Consider the following 18,788-nt stretch of genomic DNA (forward strand, 5'->3'; position numbering starts at 1 on the left):
GGGGTGGATTATCCAACATCAGCCCGATAGGTTGGCAAACCCAAGCGCCACCAGATTGCCGCGCCGCGCAAACCGAACCCGGCAAGCGCAGCAGTGGGCCAAACGATCCCGCTCGATAGGCCCAACGCCATACCGCCCGCGCACAGCACCGATGAAAGCGCGGCTGCCGTGACGTACAATTCGGGCCGCATGAGGATTGAGGGACGGCCTGCCAGCACGTCACGGATGATCCCGCCGACGCAACCGGTGATTACGCCCATCAGCACAGCCGCAACAGGCGCAACGCCAAATGCCAAAGCTTTTGCCGTGCCCAGCACGGCATAGGCGCCAAGGCCTGCAGCGTCGGCCCATTCCAGCACGGGTTTGTCCCACCAGTTTCGCGGGGTGAACCACCCGACCAGTGCGACGGCCAAGCATACCGGTGCCACCCACGGGTCACGCACCCAGAAAACCGGCGCACCGATCAGCAAATCGCGCACAGACCCGCCGCCAACGCCGGTAACCAGCGCAAAGAATGCCATTGTTACAAATGTCTGCCGCAACTTTGCCGCCAAAAGTGCGCCGGTGAGCGCGAAAACGGCGATGCCGGCAAGATCGAGCAGTTGGGGAATTGCGGGTGTCATTACAGGCCCATCGCCGCTTGGCGCAGCGCTGGCAAGAGCGCCCGCTGATGTGTGAACAATGCCATATCATTGCCGCAGTGGCCAACAATCAGGCCAGATTGTGGCTCAATCAGAACCTCGGCGTACCAGTTGGTGTTCGACCCGTTGTGCCACAAACTACCGTCTTGGCCCGCAATCCAACCCAGCGCTGACGTGCTGCCAAAGCGGGGGGTGTGCAATTGCGCCCAGCTTTCGGGCCGCAGCAGTGGTGCCTGGTCACGATGCGCGCGCAGATAAGCGGCAAGATCGCCAAGCGCCATGTGCAGGCCACCAGCCGGTGCCATTACAGCGGGATTATCCGCCCAAACAGGCTGTCCGTTCTGGTGGCCGCGCGGCTGGTCGAACTGCTCGGGTGATCCCGGCGGGCCGAAACCTGCGCTGGCCAGGCCAAGCGGTGTCAGCACTTCACGCTGCGCCAACGCTTCATAAGGTATGCCAGTGACTTCTTCGAGCATCTGGGCAGCCAAAACATAGCCTGCGTTGGAATAGGAATACCCACTGTGGGCGGGGCCGACTGGGCGCATGTCAAATGCCATTTCGGCGTAGCGGCGGCGATTGGAGCGTGCGTCTGCCTCGATCATGGGCATGGCGAACAATTCACCCAACGGGATGTCTTTGGCCAGCCCCGCATGGTGGCTGAGCAGCTCAATGGCGGTGAGGGTGCGATGCCGACGCGGAACACGTGGCAGGACATTGCCAATCGGCGTATCCCAGCCAATGACGCCTGCCTCCACCGCGCGGGCAAACACCGTTGCAGTCAGTGACTTGGTTATCGAACCCAGATGCCACTGGTCCTGCGTTGTTACAGAAGCAGGGTTCCCGGCAGCGCGAAAACCATCGGCCATGACGACCGGTGGCGCAGACCCTGTTTGCCAAAACAGAGCCATTCCCGGCGTACCCAATGCCTGACGCAAGCTTGCCAACGTGGCCGCATTGAGTGGCCGGGACAGAAGATGATGAAGCCCGCCGTCCGTAACTTGCGCCGCCAGCTTTGCGGGCAAAAGACCGCAGGCAGCCAGCGCTGAAACAAGAAGGCGGCGGGTCATTTGCACGCGCGCCGGCTTACTCGCCCAGCAGCGCTTCCAACCGCGCTTTCAATGCGCCAATGCGCTCTGCCGCATCGGTGAAAGTCTTCATTTCTTCACGGCGCGTATTGCCGCGCGCTTCCTTGGCCGCTTCGAGATAGCCTTCCATATCCGCTTCAAGCGCATCAATCAGGATCTCTGTTTCGTCTTCGGTCAGGGTAAGCTTGATCGACATCGTGGCAGTTCCTTCAAATTGCGTTGCGTTGCACTTAGGCGGCTGAAGCCACGCGTTCAAACGAAAAGGGCCGCCCCGAAGGACGGCCCCTGTCAATTGTCGTCGCAAAAATCACATGTGGATCGGCTTGCCCGTCACCGCCATAGCGGCTTCTTTCAGCGCTTCGGAATGCGTCGGGTGCGCGTGGCAGGTATAGGCGATGTCTTCCGACGTCGCGCCAAATTCCATTGCTTGGGTGGCTTGCGCGATCATCGTGCCTGCCACCGATGCAATGCACCACACGCCCAGAACGCGGTCTGTTTTGGCGTCGGAGATCACCTTTACGAAGCCGTCCGGCTCGTGGTTGGTCTTGGCGCGGCTGTTGGCGAGCATCGGGAACTTGCCGACCTTGATGTCACCCTTCTCGCGCGCTGCTTCCTCGGTCAGGCCAACGCCAGCAAATTCGGGGAAGGTATAGACCACGCCGGGGATAAGATCGTGATTCACGATGCCGGTCAGCCCTGCGATGTTTTCAGCAACCGCAATGCCTTCATCTTCGGCCTTATGCGCCAGCATCGGGCCGGGGATCACATCACCCACTGCCCATACGCCATCAATCTTGGTGGCAAAATCGTGATCGGTTTCGATCTGGCCACGGGCGTTCAGTTCAAGCCCGATCTTGTCGAGGCCAAGGCCTTCCACATTGGGGCGGCGGCCAATTGCCACCAGCACGCAATCGGCTTCAATGGTCGAAGCTTCGCCACCCTTGGAGGGCTCAACCGTCAGGGTTGCGGTCTTGCCGCTGACAGCAACGCCGGTCACCTTGGTGCCAAGCTTGATGTCCATGCCCTGTTTCTTGAAGATCTTGGCCGCTTCCTTGCGCACATCACCGTCCATGCCGGGCAGCAATTGGTCAAGGAATTCCACGACCGTAACCTTCGCACCCAAACGGCGCCACACCGAGCCGAGTTCAAGCCCGATTACGCCGCCGCCGATAACCACCATGTGGTTCGGAACGCGATCCAGCGCCAGCGCGCCGGTGCTGTCAACGATAATGCCTGCGTCGTTATCGACCGTAACGCCGGGCAGTGGGGTGACGCTCGAACCTGTGGCAATCACAATGTTCTTGGCAGTAACAGTCTGGCCTGCAACTGTGACAGTGTGGGCGTCCTCAAACGCGGCATAGCTTTTAAGCCAGGTAACCTTGTTCTTCTTGAACAGGAACTCGATGCCGCCGGTCAGTTGCTTTACGGAATCCAGCTTTTGCGCTTGCATTGCGGTAAGGTCGAGTTCGACCGGACCGGTCTTGATGCCGTACGTGTTGAACGTGCCGTTGGTGGCCTCATCAAACATTTCCGAGCCGTGCAGCAGCGCCTTGGACGGAATGCAACCAACATTGAGGCAGGTTCCGCCCAGCGTATCGCGCCCGTCGGCACAAGCCGTTTTCAGGCCCAGCTGTGCGGCGCGGATGGCCGCAACATAACCGCCGGGACCGGCACCGATAACCAGAACGTCGTAATCGTATTCAGCCATGTTCGGCCTCCGTTGCGCGCTCATGCTTTGACAAACTCAGCATAAGCGGCCTTGGATTCAGGTCAGAAACACGGCACCCGCTCATCCTGAGCTTGTTGCGGGATGCCGCGAAACATCAGATCACAAATCGATCAGCAAGCGGGTTGGATCCTCGATCGCTTCCTTGATCGTCTTCAATGCCGTCACAGCCTCGCGGCCGTCAATGATGCGATGGTCGTATGACAGCGCGATGTACATCATCGGGCGGATCACGATTTCGCCGTTGCGGACAACCGGACGGTCTTCGATGCGGTGCAGGCCGAGCACGGCGGACTGCGGCGGGTTGATGATCGGGGTGGACATAAGTCCGCCGAACACGCCGCCATTCGAAATGGTGAAAGTGCCGCCCTTCATGTCTTCCATCGTCAGCGAACCATCGCGCGCCTTTTTGCCGTAATCGGCAATCGACTTTTCGATGTCGGCAAAGCTCAGCTTATCGACGTTGCGGACGACAGGTACGACCAGCCCGTTCGGGGCCGAGACGGCAACCGAAATGTCGACGTAATCGAAATAGACGATTTCATCGCCCTGCATCTGCGCGTTGACCGAAGGGATATCCTTCAGCGCCAGTACTGAAGCCTTGGCAAAGAAGCTCATCAGGCCAAGCTTCACGCCGTGCTTCTTTTCAAACACGTCCTTGTACTTGGAGCGGGCTTCCATCACCGCGCCCATGTCCACGTCGTTGAACGTGGTGAGCATTGCGGCGGTTTCTTGCGCACTTTTCAGGCGCTTGGCGATGGTCTGGCGCATGCGCGTCATCTTCACGCGCTCTTCATTGCGGCCCGCAACAGGTGCAGCGGCAACAGTTGTGACTGGTGCAGAAGTCGCCGGAGCAGGCGTTGCTTGTTTGGCTTGTGCCGCAGCAGTCACATCTTCCTTGGTCAGGCGGCCGTCTTTGCCGGTGCCTTTAACGCTTGAAGGATCAATGCCATATTCAAGAACCGCGCGTCGCACCGCAGGCGAAAGCACTGCTGCATCGCCGCTGGTGCCAGCATCCTTTGGCATCGTATCAGAAGCAGGTGCAACCGGCGCCTCTGTTCGTGGCGCTGGCGGCTGATTGCCCGCAGCAGCAATGCTGTCTTCGATCAGCGCAAGGAGCGCGCCCACCGCCACAGTATCGCCTTCGTTGGCGACCAATGCTCCCATCACACCAGCGGCAGGCGCAGGCACTTCAACCGCGACCTTGTCCGTTTCAAGGCTGACAATCGGCTCATCAAGGGCAACGGTTTCGCCGGGTTTTTTCAGCCACTGGCCGACGGTTGCTTCGCTGACGCTTTCACCCAGCGTTGGAACCTTTACTTCAATCGACATAATGCAATTCCTTGGGAGAAGGAAAATTCAGGAAAATCAGGATTTCTTCTGGCGGCGGATTTCACCGCGTACCGAGAGCCCCAAAGCATCGGCAACCAGCGCGCCTTGCTCGCTCGCGTGACGGCTGGCGAGGCCCGTTGCAGGCGAGGCCGAAGCTTGACGACCGGCATAGCGTGCGCGGGCAACTTTGCATTTGGCAGCCTTCAGCGATTCCTCGATCAGCGGCTCGACAAAGAACCAGGAACCGTTGTTCCGGGGCTCTTCTTGACACCACACCACGTCTTCAAGATTGGGCATCCGCGCGAGGCGTGTTGCCAGTGGCTCACCCGGGAACGGGTAAAGCTGTTCAAGCCGGATCACTTGCGTATCCGTCATATCGGCTGAATTGCGCGCTTCCATCAGGTCGTACGAAACTTTGCCCGAACACAGCACAACACGCTTGGTGTCCTTGTCTGCCGAACCGTTGGTGTCGGACAAGATACGCATGAAGTGCCCTTCACCGATGAAATCGGACGCGACCGACTTTGCCAAAGGATGGCGCAGCAGGCTTTTGGGCGTCATGATAATCAACGGCTTGCGGAACGGACGGTGCATTTGTCGGCGCAGCACATGGAAGTAATTTGCCGGCGTCGTGATGTTGCAAACCTGAATGTTGTCTTCAGCGCAAAGCTGCAGGAAACGTTCGGGCCGGGCTGACGAATGTTCGGGCCCCTGGCCTTCGTACCCGTGCGGCAGCAGCATGACGAGGCCGTTGGCCCGCAGCCACTTGGCTTCCGATGCGGCAATGTACTGATCGATCACGATCTGCGCACCGTTGGCGAAATCGCCAAACTGCGCTTCCCACAACACAAGGCTTTTGGGATCAGCGCTGGCATAGCCATATTCAAAGCCGAGCACGCCATATTCCGATAGCGTGGAATCCAGCACTTCGAAGCTGCCATGGGGCAGGGTGGTTAGCGGCACATACTTGCGCTCGGTCGTCTGATCGACCCAGACGGCATGACGCTGGCTGAACGTGCCGCGCCCGCAGTCCTGGCCGGACAAGCGTACGCCATAACCTTCCATGACAAGGCTGCCGAATGCCAAAGCTTCGCCGGTTGCCCAGTCGAACCCTTGGCCCGTCGTGAACATTTCGCGCTTGGCATCAATCACGCGGCCCAGCGTTTTGTGCACGGTCAGATCGTCGGGGATGGCGGTCAGCGTACGGCCAAGGCTATCGAACATCTTCTGATCGATGCCTGTTGGCACATTGCGGCGCGCAGTTACCGGGTCGGCTGGCTTGTTCAGCCCCGACCAGCGTCCGCCAAACCAGTCAGCCTCATTGGCTTTGTAGCCCTTTGAAGCTTCAAATTCGGTTTCCAGTGTCGCGGTGAACTGGTTCTCGACTTCGGCCTTGTGATTTTCGTCAATCACACCCTGCCAGACGAGACGCTTGGCATAGACATCGCTCACTGGCGGATGCTGGCGGATCTTGGCGTACATCAGCGGCTGCGTGAATGAAGGTTCATCGCCTTCATTGTGACCGAAGCGGCGGTAGCACCACATGTCGATGACAATATCGCGACCGAACTTCTGGCGATAATCGATTGCCATCTTACACGCGAAAGTCACCGCTTCCGGGTCATCGCCATTGACGTGCAGGATTGGCGCTTGCACGCCCTTCGCCACGTCCGATGGATAGGGTGATCCGCGCGAAAATTGCGGGCTGGTGGTAAAGCCGATCTGGTTGTTGATGATGAAGTGGATGCAACCGCCAGTGTTGTAGCCCTTCACGCCCGAAAGGCCGAAGCACTCCCAGACAATACCTTGTCCGGCAAAGGCAGCATCGCCATGGATCAGGATTGGCAGAACCTGCTTGTGGCGCGCATTGGGGCCAACGTCTTCGCCAATGTCGTCACGGAAAACCTGCTGCGCGCGGACTTTGCCGAGCACGACAGGATCGACCGTTTCAAGGTGCGAGGGGTTGGGAACAAGGCTCATGTGAACCTTGATACCATCAAATTCACGGTCGGTGCTGGTGCCGAGGTGGTACTTGACGTCGCCCGATCCGCCGACGTCTTGCGGGTTGGCAGTGCCGCCCGAGAATTCGTGGAAAATGACGCGGTAAGGCTTGGCCATCACGTTGGCGAGCACGTTGAGGCGGCCGCGGTGGGCCATGCCGTAAACGATTTCGCGCACGCCCAACTGGCCGCCGTACTTGATCAGGGCTTCAAGCGCCGGGATCATCGATTCCCCGCCATCAAGGCCGAAGCGCTTGGTGCCGACGTACTTCTTGCCGAGGAATTTTTCGTACTGTTCGCCGCGCACAACAGCGGCAAGGATTGCCTTCTTGCCGTTGGGGGTAAAGTCGATCGACTTGTCACCACCTTCGATGCGGTCCTGGATGAAGCGGCGCTCTTCCACATCGGCGATGTGCATATATTCAAAGCCGACGTGCCCGCAGTAATTTGCGCGCAGGATCACGACCAGTTCGGTCAGCGTTGCCCATTCAAGGCCCAGTACGCCGCCGATGTAAACCTTGCGGTTCATGTCGGCAGCGGTGAAGCCATGGTATTCGGGCGAAATGTCGGCGGGCAGTTTTTGACGGGCAAGGCCCAGCGGATCAAGATCAGCGGCCAAATGCCCGCGCACACGGTACGTGCGGATCAGGGTCATGGCGCGGATGGAATCGAGCGCGGCCTGTTGCAACGCGGCTTCGTCCAACGGAGTTCCGGCTTTCTTGGCGGCCTTTTCGATGGCGGCTTTCATCGCCATCGGGTCCATCGCCTGGGTCAGGTCATCGCCTGCAAAAGCATCGGTAACGGGCCAGCGTTTGCTGGCCCACGAAGGACCGGGTTGCGGACCTTCCTGTGAGGGATCCACGTCGAATTCGTGCAATTCAGAACCCATTGTCAACTCCTGATCCCCCGGGGAGGTTGGGGGCTTCGGACAATCGCGCCTTCGCCGACCGGCGAAAGAAACCTTACCCACGAGACCGTAATTTGGTCCCGTTAAAATCCAGTGGCCACAGGTATCATCCGATAGGATTAACCATAACAGCCCAATTCCAAGCATCCGCCCGGCGGTCACCTACGTATGGTGGCCTATCCGGGCGGTAGCTTTTACGTACGATTAAACGCGTTCTTTCAGCACTTCAGCCAGCGTTTCGCCAAGCAGTGATGGCGAGGCCGAAACCTTGATGCCAGCAGCTTCCATTGCCGCGATCTTGCTGTCTGCATCGCCCTTGCCGCCCGAAACAATCGCGCCGGCATGACCCATGCGGCGGCCCGGAGGCGCCGTACGGCCTGCGATAAAGCCTGCCATAGGCTTCTTGCGGCCACGCTTGGCTTCGTCGATCAGGAACTGTGCAGCCATTTCTTCTGCATCACCGCCGATTTCACCGATCATGATGATCGACTTGGTAGCATCGTCAGCAAGGAAGAGTTCGAGGATATCGATGAAGTTGGTGCCGTTGACCGGGTCACCACCAATGCCGACAGCCGTCGTCTGGCCAAGGCCAATCGCGGTGGTCTGGAACACGGCTTCATAGGTTAGCGTACCCGAGCGCGAAACAACGCCCACGGTGCCTTCCTTGAAGATCGAACCCGGCATGATGCCGATCTTGCACTGGTTCGGCGTCAGAACACCGGGGCAGTTCGGACCGATCAGGCGGCTCTTGGACCCTGCCAATGCGCGCTTGACCTTGACCATGTCGAGCACAGGAATGCCTTCGGTGATCGCCACGATCAATTCCATCTCGGCGTCGATAGCTTCGAGGATCGAATCGGCAGCGAACGGAGGCGGCACGTAGATGCACGATGCGGTGGCGCCGGTGGCAGCCTTGGCTTCATGCACGGTGTTGAAGTTGGGCAGACCGATGTGCGTCGTGCCGCCCTTGCCGGGGGTAACGCCACCAACCATTTGCGTACCATAAGCCAGCGCCTGTTCCGTATGGAACGTGCCGGTAGCGCCTGTCATGCCTTGCGTGATGACCTTGGTGTTCTTGTCGATGAGAATGGACATAATGTTCCTTTCCGAGCGTGCTTCATGTTTCGGAAGCGCGGAAATTTAAAAGTGCCCTACCGAACTGGTAGGGCACAACTGATTTTCAGACGAGGCTTGGATCAATGCCCTTGCAGGCTTCCAGCAGTTCCTTGACCGCGTCGACCGAAACCTGAAGGCCAGCCTTCGAAGCATCATCGAGTTCGATCTCGATAACCTTTTCCACGCCGTTCGCGCCGATCAGCACGGGCACGCCGACGTAAAGGCCGTCAACGCCGTACTGGCCTTCGACATAAGCGGCGCAAGGCAGGATGCGCTTCTGGTCGAACAGATAGGCTTCAGCCATGGCGATGCCCGAAGCAGCAGGAGCATAAAACGCCGAACCGGTCTTGAGCAGGCCGACGATTTCGCCGCCGCCCGAACGGGTGCGCTGCACGATCGCGTCGATGTTTTCCTGCGTGGACAGGCCCATCTTGACGAGGTCTGGCACCGGAATGCCGTTGACGGTCGAGTACTGGGTGACAGGCACCATCGTATCGCCATGACCGCCCAGAACAAACGTGTTCACGTCACGGATCGAAACGCCGAATTCCCATGCAAGGAAAGTCGAGAAGCGCGCCGAATCAAGCACGCCTGCCATGCCGACAACCTTGTTGTGCGGAAGGCCCGAGAATTCGCGCAGCGCCCAAACCATCGCGTCGAGCGGGTTGGTGATGCAGATCACGAACGCGTCAGGTGCGTTGGCAGCAATGCCTTCGCCGACAGCCTTCATAACTTTAAGGTTGATGCCGAGCAGGTCGTCGCGGCTCATGCCGGGCTTGCGGGCAACGCCGGCGGTGACGATGATCACGTCTGCGCCTGCAATATCGGCATAATCGTTCGAACCGGTGATCTTGGCGTCAAAACCTTCGACCGGACCGCATTGCGACAGGTCAAGCGCCTTGCCCTGAGGCACGCCTTCAGCAACGTCGAACAAGACGATATCGCCCAGTTCCTTTTGGGCAGCGAGGTGGGCAAGCGTTCCACCGATATTGCCTGCGCCGATAAGCGCAATCTTCTTGCGTGCCATGCTTTACGGTCCTTTCCCGTTCGCGGGGACAAGCATACAAGACAACCGGTTCACCAAGGTTGCCACGAATGACACGCCACGGCAAAACCGTCCCAGTCCTCCCCCATGCCCCGCGAGACAGGGGAGTGCTGACGTATGGGTGCCGCACTAAGCGCGCGCGCAGATGATTGCAACCGCGAAAAATAGCTAGTTTCCGCCTTTTTGTGATAACACTTCGCAATAGCGATACCGCTTGTGTCTGGATGGTGAATCACGGTCAAACAGCGCTGCAAATCAAAACAATTAAGGCCCCGGCATGCACACCGGGGCCTCTTGAAGCGCCATTGAACGGGAATGCCTTAACGGCTCAGTTGCTTTGCGAAATCCTGTGCCAGCCGCCGATCAAGCGTGCGGCACACTTCCAGCCAGAATTGCGACCGCTCATCATCGCCGCTCATGTCGGCGATTGACGCTGCATCGCACGCGCGGGAAGCGGCTGAAAATCCATGGGCTGCAAACATGCGTAACGCAGTGTCGAGTGTTTCGCTCTCTTGCAGCCATGAACCGCACCATTCTTCGGCATTGTCGTTCACCGCACGCACATGCCGTCCACGAATGGGGCGGGCGAGGCAGGGGGAAACAATGCCGTAACGGGGGGCAAATCGCACCATGAGTTGTCTTGTCTCCTTAACGGCACCACAAAAATTACGCCTGGGCCGTCTTGTTCGACCACGCCTTTAGGCCCGATCGCACTAAGTTTCCGTTGGATGACACGGTAAAGGAAGCGATAACCACTCGGTATGAAACGATTTTACGATGAGCCGAAAGCGCGGGTGGGCTCTTCGAGGCGTTCAGCTGCCGGGTTGGGCGATCCAACGGCCAGCATTTTCATATTCAGGCCGGATTGCACCACTGCCGCTTAACGGAGAGTTGGCCGGTTCTGCTTTGAAAAGCGCTTCGCCGCCACGCTGCTGGATCGGAGCGCTATAAATTGGCGCAGGCATTGGGGCAGTTGGCAGGGCTGTTACGTTCGCGGCGATCTGGCCTTGTTCGAATGCTCGCTCAAGCGCCAGAGGATCGGCCACATCGGCGGGCAATGGCGTCCACGTGCGCGGATGCGGTGCGGCTACTGGTTCCCCGCCTGTATAGCGCGCGGTAAATGCGGCAGGCTTTCCGGCATTGCCTGCCCAGCGATAGAACCGGTGCGCTCCAATCGTACCAAGGAAAGTCAGGCTTGGCGCCCAATAAGGATGGACCGCCGTGGTGTGATAATGGGTGGCAAGGCCCGCTGGCGCATAGACATATCCGGCCAGCGCATCAGATGCCACGCGGCGGGCACGATCCCAAAACGCTGCCATCGGCTTGCGCGCCATTGATCCGTCACATGCGAAGCTGAATTGGCACGATGGCCGCTCTGATCCCTGATAGACCACGCCGCAGACGGTGTTGGGCCATGCGGGATGCGCCACACGATTGAGCACAACTTGCGCCACCGCGCGCTGCCCTGCATCCGGTTCGCTGGCCGCTTCGTAATAGATTGCTGCGGTCAGGCATTGCAGCGCGCGCCAGCGGTCTTCTCCCGTCCCGGTTGCCAATACCGGCCTCGCCATTGCGCCAACCGGCACTTCTTCATCGTCGCGCCGTGCATCCCACGCCGATTGGGCTTCGGTCGGGGCAATCAGTCCGGTTTCTTCGGCAGCCAGCCAATAGAACGCCGAACCTGGAAAGCTTTCTCCCGCTTTCTCAAATGGTTGGAGCCCCGTCTTGCGCTCTTGCGCAGATGCTGCGCCAATCCCGCCCGGTTCGCCCCAGCCCATTGGCCCAAGCACCATTGCCAGCAATCCGAACATCGCAATGCCAACCATGCGCTGCTTTATCAGCGATGGTGCCCGCAATGCCCGCCGGATAGAGCGCATGTCACGCCGTCGGATACGCGCTGCAAAATCACGTGGGCGCGCTTCAACCGGTCGTACGCGCTCCTCTTGCGGCGCGGCGCAAGATAGCTCGACTGGTCGGTAAGCAACGTCCAAGGGCATGATAGTGCGGCGAATCCTAATTATCCACAGGCCGCGCTAACCCTTTGGCAGGGTCATCGCATCTGCGCATTTCCGCCTGTCCCGATGCGGCACATTCCCCTTCTATCCGGTTAACCTCCTCGAAGGGCGTCTGATCGAAGTTAAAGGTAGGGTCTTGCAGTGCACAAAAGTTCGGAGTAGTGCCGCCGCCGACGCCAACGGTGCCCGCTAATCCGGGCTAAGAGGGAAGCCGGTTCAAATCCGGTGCTGCCCCCGCAACTGTAACCGGATAGCGCGTTGCCCAGTTATGCCACTGGTGCCGGATTCGATCCCGGTGCTGGGAAGGCGGGCGACGCACGATGACCCGGGAGCCAGGAAACCTGCCGATGGTCGTCGTTCCGCGGCCGGGCGGGGTGTACCGGGCGCACGCGACGAGGCGCGCCAATTTGGCCCAGCGTTCCTCTCGCCATGAACGGCAGTTCCGTTCGTGGCCGGGAGTCCGTCTTGTGAAGAAGTATCTGCTTTCCGTTTCCGCTTTGGTTCTTGCTATTCCGGCCCATGCTTCGGCTGACGACGGTGCGCTGACAGATGATCAGCGACGCGCCGAAACGATCACCGTCATTGCTACCGGCAGTGAAGCCCGCGTCGATCAACTCGGCCAGCCCGTCACCGTCATTACAGCACAAGAAATCCAGTCGATTCAGGGCCCCGACATCACCCGCGTGCTCGAACGGGTCCCCGGCCTGACGTTCACGCGCAACGGCGGCCCCGGTAGCTTTACCGGCGTCCGTTTGCGCGGCGCTGATGCCGAACAAGTCCTTGTCCTCGTCGATGGCGTGCGCGTTGAAGATGTCTCTGCGCCATCGGGCGGGTTTGATTTCGGTACGCTTACCCCCGGCGGGATTGAACGGATCGACGTTTTGCGCGGTTCGAATTCGGTCATTTGGGGCAGCGCGGCCATTGGCGGCGTGATCGCGGTCCAGTCGCGCGATTTCACCGGCGTTGAAGCCAGCGCCGAATATGGCGCCAATGAAAGTTTCACCGCTGATGCCGCTGCGGGCCTGTCTTCAGACCTCGGCGCGCTATCTATCAACGGCGGTTATACCCGCAATGATGGCATTTCGGCAGCAGCAGTGGGCACTGAACCCGATGGCTTCCGCCAGTGGCGCATCGGCGGACGTGGACGGTTGAATATCACGCAAGATCTCGCGATTGTCGCCACCGCCCGTTATGCCGATAGTCTTACTGATATCGATGGCTTTGGTCCGCCAACCTACACCGTGTTTGGCGACACCCCTGAATTTCAGACAACCCGCCAAGCATCTGGCCGCGTCGGCTTACGCTATTCGTCCGACTTGCTCACGCTTAACACGGGCATTGCCCTGTTCGATACCAAGCGCGAATACTTTGATCCCACATTCGGCACAGCCCCTTCGTTCGGGTACGAGGGCCGATCAGAACGTGCAGACTTGACCGGACGGTTGAACCTTCCCGCCAGCTTCACGCTCGATTTTGGCGCAGATAGCGAATGGACGCGGTTTTCCAGCACGTTCGACGCCGAAGCCCGCGCCAATCTCACCAGTGGCCACGCCATGCTTGGATGGACATCAGACCGCGCCAGCCTTGCCGCAGGGTTCCGCGTTGATGATCACAGCCGCTTTGGCACGGCGTGGACATTTGGCGCCAACGGTTCGTTCGAATTGACCGAGGGTTTGCGTCTGCGCGCGTCTTACGGTGAAGGTTTCAAGGCTCCAACACTGTATCAATTGCTCTCGGAATACGGCAACACCGCACTCATTCCGGAACGCTCAAAAAGCTATGATGCAGGCCTCGAATGGGGCAGCCGCAATGGTGCGTTGCATGCCTCGGCCACAGTATTCCGCCGCGACAGCCGCAACCTGATCGCATTCGTCTCTTGCGCCAGCGTCAACGCTTGCGCGACGCGCCCGTTCGGCCTTTACGACAACATCGGCAAAGCCCGCGCAGAAGGCTTTGAAGTCGAACTTGGCGCCCGCCCCAACGAGACCGTGCAGTTGCGCGCAGCCTATACATACCTCGAAGCGCGCAATGTGACGCCCGGCAATGCCAACAATGGGCGCGATTTGGCCCGTCGCCCGCGTCATGCGCTGACTGTTTCGAGCGACTGGACAACGCCGCTGGCAGGCCTCACTTTGGGGGCAGATTTGCGCATGGTCGGGGATAGCTTTGAAAACGCGTCAAATTCTCGCCGTCTTGATGGCTATGCGCTCACCACTTTGCGCGCCAGTCTTCCTGTGACCAAGGCGGTTGAAATTTATGGCCGCGTCGAAAATCTCTTCGACGAAGGATATCAGACTGCCGCTGGTTATGGCACGTGGGGCCGGTCAGCATTCATCGGCATCCGGGCGCGCTATTGAACCGGCACCCCGCCTTTATGGCGAAACGCCCTCTTTCCCCCATCCTCGTCAGAGGTTGGGGGCAGGGGGTGGTGCTGGCCGCAGCGACCCTCCTTTCCAGTTGCATCCCCCAATCCCGCGCCACCCCCGATCAACCAGACCAACCCTATCCCACCATCGTCAGCCTGAACCCTTGCACCGATGCAATCCTTGCAGAAGTGGCTGATCCTGCACAAATCCTTGCCATCTCGCACTACAGCAAAGACCCGCGCTCCTCCTCGATGGATGAAGCGACCGCGCGCCGTTTGCCATCCACACGCGGCACGGTTGAAGAAGTGCTTTCGCTGCGCCCCGATCTGGTCCTTGGCAGCACGTTCATCGATCCGGCAAGCGCCAGTGCCTATGACCGCCTCGGCCTGCATTTTGAACCCATCGGCATGGCTGCTACCATTGCCGACAGCCGCGCCCAGGTCCGCCAGATTGCAGCACTGGCGGGCCATGCAGATCGCGGCGAGGCTTTGGTCGCGCGCATGGATGCAGCACTCGTGAACGCTGCTCCCCCCGCGAGCACCCCGCCGATCCCCACCGTAGTCTGGCAGTCGGGTGGCATGGTCCCCGGCGACGGCACGCTGATCGCTGATCTTTTGCGCCGCACAGGCTTCACCAATTTCGCCGCCGCGCGCGGGCTGGGGCAGGCTGATTTCCTGCCGCTTGAAAAGATGCTGGCTGATCCTCCCAGCCTGATTCTCGTCGCAGGCCAGAGCGCAGAAACGGGCAAAGGCGATGACCGCGTTCTATCGCATCCCGCGCTTCGGGCCCTGACCACCACGCACCGCGCTCACCTGAACCCCAAGCTGCTCTATTGCGGCGGCCCCACCATCATCGCTGCGGCCCGGCAATTGGCCAAAGTGCGCCGCTCCTTAGGTCACCGACCGCAAGCGGGAGGGGGTGGGCCTGTTCGCCCGCATGGCGCAACGAAATGAGTCTCACCAAAACTCTTATCCTTGCTCTCATCGCTACCCTCCCGCTTTCCCTTCTTGCAGGCCAGGTGTGGATTGACCCGTTCGGCCCGCCGGTGCCCAATGCCACTGCCATCTTGATGGAGCTGCGGCTTCCGCGCGCTATCCTTGCGCTCATCCTCGGTGCGGGCCTTGGCGCAGCGGGCGCAGCGATGCAGGGCTATTTGCGCAATCCGCTGGCGGACCCCGGCCTGTTTGGCATTGCACCTGCCGCAGCGCTTGGCGCGGTGCTGTCATTCTACGCCGGTTTTGCAGCGCAAGCGCTGCTCCTGCCATTGCTCGCCCTGATTGGCGCAGGCGGTGCAATGGGCTTGCTTGCACTTATCGCCGGGCGCTCGGGCGGGATTGCGCTGTTTACGCTGGCCGGCATGATGATCGCCAGCCTTGCTGGCGCGCTCACCAGTCTTGCCATCAGCCTTTCGCCCAATCCCTTTGCCTTGTCCGATATCGTGACGTGGCTGATGGGCGCACTGGCTGATCGCGGCTGGTATGAAGTGCGCCTTGCCGCCCCCTTGACTGTTCTTGGCCTCGTCGCGCTGTGGCGCGCGGCCCCAAGCCTTGATGCGTTGACGCTGGGTGAGGATGCCGCGCGTTCGCTTGGGGTTGAGCCGACCCGGCTGCTTTGGCTCATGATCGTGGGCGTCGGCCTGATCGTGGGCAGCGGTGTGGCGGTGGCGGGGATGATCGGCTTTGTCGGACTGATGGTCCCCCATTTCGTGCGCCCGTTCACCGATCAGCGCCCCTCGGCGACGCTGGTCCCCTCGGCATTGGCCGGAGCGCTGTTGCTGCTCATTGCCGATTGTCTGTGCCGCATTCTCCCGCTTGCGGGCGGGGAATTGCGCCTCGGCATCGCCCTCAGCCTTGCCGGAGCGCCGTTTTTCTTGCGGTTGCTGCTCAAGATCCGCCGGGAACTTGCATAATGCTCGAAGCTCTCGGTATCACCATTCCGGGACGGGTGAGCGGCGTGACCGCGCAACTGCATTCCGGACGTCTCACCGCCATCTGCGGTCCGAATGGTGCCGGAAAATCAACGCTGTTGAGCGCGCTTGCGGGCCTGATCGTTCCCGACAGCGGCACGGTTACCCTGCTGAGCAAGCCGCTTGACCAGATTACGCCACAAGAGCGCGCGTGCCGGATTGGCTATCTGCCACAGTCAGCGCAAGTCGCTTGGAACATTTCGGTCCGCACTTTGGCCGGGTTGGGGCGCATGCCGCACCGCACCGGTGATGCAGAAAATGCGCGCGCCGTTGACGAAGCGTTGGGCCTGATGCAGCTTGAAGGCATGGCAGACAGGGCTTTGTCCGATTTGTCAGGAGGGGAGCGCGCAAGAGCATTGATGGCACGCGTCCTCGCCACACAGCCGCAATGGATATTGGCAGACGAACCGCTGGCTGCGCTGGATTTGGCGCATCAGCAAGCCTTGGCAGCGCGCCTACGCGCATTGTCGGCGCAGGGGCGGGGCGTTGTCGTGGTTGTCCATGATCTGGCATTGGCGATGAATCACGCCGACCATGTCATCGTGCTGGACAAAGGCACTGTCGCGGCAACAGGGGCGCCGGTCAAGGCATTGTCAGAACGCGTTATTGCAGACGTGTGGGGCCTGCAAACGCAATGGGTGGGCGAACCCGGCCATCGCGCTCTTGTCATGTAAAACACGGCCTCCCCGATTCAGGATCGGGGAGGCCGGTCAAATTATGAACGCTTGGGCGGCGGACCCTTGCGGTGGGGTTTGCCTTCGGGGCGAGGGCCGCGTGGACCTTGGCGCGGGCCACCGGGGTGCGGACGTGGACCACCGGGATGGCTGCGCGGAGCGCGCGGGCCATCGTTTGAATCACCGCGACGGTTGTCACGCGCCACTTCACGCGGGCCATCGGGCGATGCTTCGATGTGAATGCCGTTCTCGTCCTCACCCTTGGGATCGGCTGTGCGGCGCACGGCATCGGCAAACTTGTCTGCGATTGCGCGTGGCACCTGGAACCACGTTTCGTTGGGCGTGATGCGGATCGCGCCGATTTCCTGGCGCGAAACGTGGCCACGGCGGCACAATGTGGGCAAAATCCAGCGCGGATCGGCATTCTGGCGGCGGCCTACATCCATGCGGAACCACACGGTGTCTTCAAAGCCTTCGCGATGCGCGGTTGGCTGGCGGCGGCCTTCATCGTTGCCACCCGAAGTCAGCATTTCTTCAGGCTGCGGCATCGCGGCACGGTGCGCGCGGACCAGCGCGGCGGCCAGTTCCTCGGGCGAGCGCTGTTCAAGCAGGACGCGACCGATTTCGAGATCGGCTTCATCCACTTCCACCGGTGCCAGAATGGTTTCCATCAGGCGGACACGATCTTGCGCGCGGATCATTTCGAGCGAAGGCACATCGGCCCACTCGGCATTGATGCGTGCGCCGCGCAGCATCATTTCAACACGGCGGCGGCGTGGGTAGGGCACGATGAGCACAGCAGTGCCCTTCTTGCCTGCACGGCCTGTCCGGCCCGAACGGTGCTGAAGCGTTTCGGCATCGCGCGGAATTTCAACGTGAACCACAAGGCTGAGCGAGGGCAGATCGATGCCGCGCGCAGCGACGTCTGTGGCAACGCAAACGCGCGCGCGGCGATCACGCAGCGCTTGCAGTGCGTTGTTGCGTTCAGATTGGCTATGTTCACCCGATAGCGCAACAGCGGTAAAGCCGCGTTCCACCAGCGTAGCATGAAGGCGGCGCACGTTGTCGCGGGTTGCGCAAAACAGCATCGCGGTTTCGGCTTCGTGGTAACGCAACAGGTTGACGACGGCGGCTTCGATTTCAGCCGGTGCGACGGCAACCGCACGATAGGCAATGTCACCATGGCCGCGATCTTCGCCAACCGTGGAAATGCGCAAGGAATTGCGCTGATAACGCTTGGCCAGCGCCTCGATCGGCTTTGGCATCGTTGCCGAGAACAGCAACGTACGGCGCGTTTCTGGCGTCGCGTCGAGCAGTTCTTCCAGATCTTCGCGGAAGCCCATGTCAAGCATTTCGTCTGCTTCATCGAGCACGACCGAACGCAAGGCCGAAAGGTCAAGTGCGCCCCGTTCAAGGTGATCGCGCAGTCGGCCCGGTGTGCCGACAACGATATGCGCGCCGTGGCTAAGGGCGCGGCGTTCGCGCGAAGCGTCCATACCGCCAACGCATGTGGCGATGCGCGCTTGGGTGGGGGCATAAAGCCACGTCAATTCGCGGCTGACTTGCAACGCCAATTCGCGGGTTGGCGCAATCACCAGCGCCAATGGTGATGTGGTGTATGGCATCGTCGGCGCATCGCCGAGCAGTTCGTTGGCCATGGCAAGACCGAACGCCACCGTTTTGCCCGAACCGGTCTGGGCCGAAACGATCATATCGCGGCCCACGGCTTCTGGCTGGCTTACCGAGGTTTGAACCGGGGTAAGCGCGGTGTAGCCGTGGTTCTCCAGGGCCTTGGCGAGAGGGGCGGGCAAGTTTTCAAAAATCATACGTCATCGCTTGTCTGGCCACTTATGCGGCACGTTTTTGTAGGGTCAGTCTGCCGGCTGTTTGCGCAGCGGTCACCGCTGCGCATCGC

At 60.4% G+C, this 18,788-nt stretch carries 15 protein-coding genes and 1 riboswitch; of the genes, 4 read left to right on the forward strand and 11 right to left on the reverse strand.

The features are described 5' to 3' along the window. Positions 1 to 8: 8 nt before the first annotated feature. The 10 genes from B7Y89_RS07925 to B7Y89_RS07970 form a co-directional block, all read right to left on the reverse strand. Positions 9 to 623: a trimeric intracellular cation channel family protein gene (locus tag B7Y89_RS07925; protein WP_292937376.1), complete on the reverse strand. Its 615-nt coding sequence runs from the start codon at positions 621 to 623 to the stop codon at positions 9 to 11. Then, positions 623 to 1,708 (reverse strand): serine hydrolase domain-containing protein, encoded by a 1,086-nt coding sequence (locus B7Y89_RS07930; RefSeq protein ID WP_292937378.1) that lies wholly within the window; start codon positions 1,706 to 1,708, stop codon positions 623 to 625. Before B7Y89_RS07930 ends, B7Y89_RS07925 begins: the two co-directional genes overlap by 1 nt. Positions 1,709 to 1,724: 16 nt before the next feature. Continuing rightward, positions 1,725 to 1,922 (reverse strand): hypothetical protein, encoded by a 198-nt coding sequence (locus B7Y89_RS07935; RefSeq protein ID WP_054108024.1) that lies wholly within the window; start codon positions 1,920 to 1,922, stop codon positions 1,725 to 1,727. 111 nt (positions 1,923 to 2,033) lie between these two features. Further along, complete coding sequence (gene lpdA / locus B7Y89_RS07940) at positions 2,034 to 3,434, reverse strand: dihydrolipoyl dehydrogenase (protein WP_292937381.1); 1,401 nt, start codon at positions 3,432 to 3,434, stop codon at positions 2,034 to 2,036. Between the two features lie 120 nt (positions 3,435 to 3,554). Beyond that, the gene (gene odhB, locus B7Y89_RS07945) at positions 3,555 to 4,784 is read right to left on the reverse strand and encodes a 2-oxoglutarate dehydrogenase complex dihydrolipoyllysine-residue succinyltransferase (protein ID WP_292937383.1); all 1,230 of its coding nucleotides are present in this window, start codon (positions 4,782 to 4,784) and stop codon (positions 3,555 to 3,557) included. 36 nt (positions 4,785 to 4,820) lie between these two features. Next, positions 4,821 to 7,673 carry a 2-oxoglutarate dehydrogenase E1 component gene (locus tag B7Y89_RS07950; RefSeq protein ID WP_292937385.1) on the reverse strand — a complete coding sequence of 951 codons (2,853 nt, stop codon included), beginning with the start codon at positions 7,671 to 7,673 and terminating at the stop codon, positions 4,821 to 4,823. Positions 7,674 to 7,895: 222 nt separating this feature from the next. Further along, complete coding sequence (gene sucD, locus B7Y89_RS07955) at positions 7,896 to 8,786, reverse strand: succinate--CoA ligase subunit alpha (RefSeq protein WP_292937386.1); 891 nt, start codon at positions 8,784 to 8,786, stop codon at positions 7,896 to 7,898. A gap of 85 nt (positions 8,787 to 8,871) precedes the next feature. Then, positions 8,872 to 9,834 (reverse strand): malate dehydrogenase, encoded by a 963-nt coding sequence (gene mdh / locus B7Y89_RS07960; protein ID WP_292937388.1) that lies wholly within the window; start codon positions 9,832 to 9,834, stop codon positions 8,872 to 8,874. 338 nt (positions 9,835 to 10,172) lie between these two features. Further along, positions 10,173 to 10,484 (reverse strand): hypothetical protein, encoded by a 312-nt coding sequence (locus B7Y89_RS07965; protein WP_292937390.1) that lies wholly within the window; start codon positions 10,482 to 10,484, stop codon positions 10,173 to 10,175. 180 nt (positions 10,485 to 10,664) lie between these two features. Further along, complete coding sequence (locus B7Y89_RS07970) at positions 10,665 to 11,849, reverse strand: cell wall hydrolase (protein ID WP_292937391.1); 1,185 nt, start codon at positions 11,847 to 11,849, stop codon at positions 10,665 to 10,667. 181 nt (positions 11,850 to 12,030) lie between these two features. After that, positions 12,031 to 12,231, forward strand: a riboswitch (cobalamin riboswitch). Between the two features lie 103 nt (positions 12,232 to 12,334). On the opposite strand from B7Y89_RS07970, the gene B7Y89_RS07975 reads away from it, so the two are divergent. The 4 genes from B7Y89_RS07975 to B7Y89_RS07990 are packed head-to-tail and all read left to right on the forward strand — an operon-like array spanning position 12,335 to position 16,873. Then, positions 12,335 to 14,224 carry a TonB-dependent receptor gene (locus B7Y89_RS07975; protein WP_292937393.1) on the forward strand — a complete coding sequence of 630 codons (1,890 nt, stop codon included), beginning with the start codon at positions 12,335 to 12,337 and terminating at the stop codon, positions 14,222 to 14,224. 17 nt (positions 14,225 to 14,241) lie between these two features. Continuing rightward, the gene (locus B7Y89_RS07980; RefSeq protein WP_292937395.1) at positions 14,242 to 15,186 is read left to right on the forward strand and encodes an ABC transporter substrate-binding protein; all 945 of its coding nucleotides are present in this window, start codon (positions 14,242 to 14,244) and stop codon (positions 15,184 to 15,186) included. Then, entirely contained in the window at positions 15,183 to 16,142 is a 960-nt protein-coding gene (locus tag B7Y89_RS07985; protein WP_292937397.1) for an iron ABC transporter permease, read from the forward strand. The genes B7Y89_RS07980 and B7Y89_RS07985 overlap by 4 nt, the downstream gene beginning before the upstream one ends. Continuing rightward, positions 16,142 to 16,873, forward strand: coding sequence for an ABC transporter ATP-binding protein (locus tag B7Y89_RS07990; protein ID WP_292937399.1), 732 nt, complete (start codon positions 16,142 to 16,144; stop codon positions 16,871 to 16,873). Before B7Y89_RS07985 ends, B7Y89_RS07990 begins: the two co-directional genes overlap by 1 nt. A gap of 41 nt (positions 16,874 to 16,914) precedes the next feature. On the opposite strand, the gene B7Y89_RS07995 is transcribed toward B7Y89_RS07990, so the two are convergent. Then, positions 16,915 to 18,699, reverse strand: coding sequence for a DEAD/DEAH box helicase (locus B7Y89_RS07995; RefSeq protein WP_292937401.1), 1,785 nt, complete (start codon positions 18,697 to 18,699; stop codon positions 16,915 to 16,917). Positions 18,700 to 18,788 lie beyond the last annotated feature (89 nt).

Origin of the sequence: Novosphingobium sp. 32-60-15 (genome assembly GCF_002280675.1) — a bacterium.
Classification (GTDB): domain Bacteria; phylum Pseudomonadota; class Alphaproteobacteria; order Sphingomonadales; family Sphingomonadaceae; genus Novosphingobium.

What these genes read in the sequence shown, in the direction of transcription:
- B7Y89_RS07970 (WP_292937391.1), bottom strand. Translation starts at nt 11,849, where the DNA reads ATGCCCTTGGACGTTGCTTACCGACCAGTCGAGCTATCTTGCGCCGCG.
- sucD (WP_292937386.1), bottom strand. Translation starts at nt 8,786, where the DNA reads ATGTCCATTCTCATCGACAAGAACACCAAGGTCATCACGCAAGGCATG.
- B7Y89_RS07995 (WP_292937401.1), bottom strand. Translation starts at nt 18,699, where the DNA reads ATGATTTTTGAAAACTTGCCCGCCCCTCTCGCCAAGGCCCTGGAGAAC.
- odhB (WP_292937383.1), bottom strand. Translation starts at nt 4,784, where the DNA reads ATGTCGATTGAAGTAAAGGTTCCAACGCTGGGTGAAAGCGTCAGCGAA.
- B7Y89_RS07930 (WP_292937378.1), bottom strand. Translation starts at nt 1,708, where the DNA reads ATGACCCGCCGCCTTCTTGTTTCAGCGCTGGCTGCCTGCGGTCTTTTG.
- B7Y89_RS07950 (WP_292937385.1), bottom strand. Translation starts at nt 7,673, where the DNA reads ATGGGTTCTGAATTGCACGAATTCGACGTGGATCCCTCACAGGAAGGT.
- mdh (WP_292937388.1), bottom strand. Translation starts at nt 9,834, where the DNA reads ATGGCACGCAAGAAGATTGCGCTTATCGGCGCAGGCAATATCGGTGGA.
- B7Y89_RS07985 (WP_292937397.1), top strand. Translation starts at nt 15,183, where the DNA reads ATGAGTCTCACCAAAACTCTTATCCTTGCTCTCATCGCTACCCTCCCG.
- lpdA (WP_292937381.1), bottom strand. Translation starts at nt 3,434, where the DNA reads ATGGCTGAATACGATTACGACGTTCTGGTTATCGGTGCCGGTCCCGGC.
- B7Y89_RS07990 (WP_292937399.1), top strand. Translation starts at nt 16,142, where the DNA reads ATGCTCGAAGCTCTCGGTATCACCATTCCGGGACGGGTGAGCGGCGTG.
- B7Y89_RS07925 (WP_292937376.1), bottom strand. Translation starts at nt 623, where the DNA reads ATGACACCCGCAATTCCCCAACTGCTCGATCTTGCCGGCATCGCCGTT.
- B7Y89_RS07980 (WP_292937395.1), top strand. Translation starts at nt 14,242, where the DNA reads ATGGCGAAACGCCCTCTTTCCCCCATCCTCGTCAGAGGTTGGGGGCAG.
- B7Y89_RS07935 (WP_054108024.1), bottom strand. Translation starts at nt 1,922, where the DNA reads ATGTCGATCAAGCTTACCCTGACCGAAGACGAAACAGAGATCCTGATT.
- B7Y89_RS07965 (WP_292937390.1), bottom strand. Translation starts at nt 10,484, where the DNA reads ATGGTGCGATTTGCCCCCCGTTACGGCATTGTTTCCCCCTGCCTCGCC.